Annotated in this window: 1 protein-coding gene; it reads left to right on the top strand. The window is 36.4% G+C overall.

Annotated features, from left to right (window positions below; translation table 11 throughout):
- Window positions 1-54 precede the first annotated feature (54 nt).
- Window positions 55-749 (top strand): IS30-like element ISAba125 family transposase (locus WFH18_RS17590; protein ID WP_442892501.1); only part of this gene is annotated, 695 nt, incomplete at its 3' end.

Genomic DNA, 749 nt, shown 5'->3' with positions numbered 1-749 from the left:
GGCAGAGTAAAACTTGAAGTGCGACATAAACCACCTAATTAATTTAAAGGGTTTATGGAGTATATAAAATTGTCATACCATCATCTTAACTTTGAAGATCGTACTGCATTAATGCTTGAGTCAAGAAAAGAAGGCTTTTCAGCCAGAAAATTTGCTGAACTCATTAAAAGACATCCTAGTACGATCTATCGTGAGCTTAAAAGAAATAGCATCAATGACGTTTATCAAGCTCAATATGCTTCTGATAACACCTTCGCTAGACGTAGACGTGGTCACAGAAAACTCAAAATCGATTCAATCCTCTGGAAATTTATTGTTGAAGCGATCCGTTGTTTATGGTCTCCTCAGCAAATAGCAAAGCGTTTAAAGACATTTCCTGATTTGGATCAAACAATGAATGTAAGCCATACAACGATTTATTCAACGATACGAGCATTACCAAAGGGTGAGTTGAAAAAAGACTTATTATCCTGTCTGCGTCATGAAAATAAAAAGCGAAAAGCTAACGGTGAACCTAAAAAAGATTCTATATTACAGGATATTAAAACTATTCATGAGCGCCCAGCCGAAGTTCAAGAAAGAAAAATACCGGGTCATTGGGAAGCTGATTTAATTAAAGGTAAAGACAATAAAAGTTCGATAGCAACACTTATTGAACGAAATACACGGCTCTGTATCTTGGCAACATTACCTGATGCAAAGGCAGAATCAGTGCGCAAGGCTTTAACTGAAGCTCTGAAATATTTACC

Source organism: Acinetobacter sp. USHLN143, from assembly GCF_037145695.1.
Classification (GTDB): domain Bacteria; phylum Pseudomonadota; class Gammaproteobacteria; order Pseudomonadales; family Moraxellaceae; genus Acinetobacter; species Acinetobacter fasciculus.
Note: the sequence above shows the minus strand (reverse complement) of the source record. Positions and strands in the feature narration are given on the sequence as shown.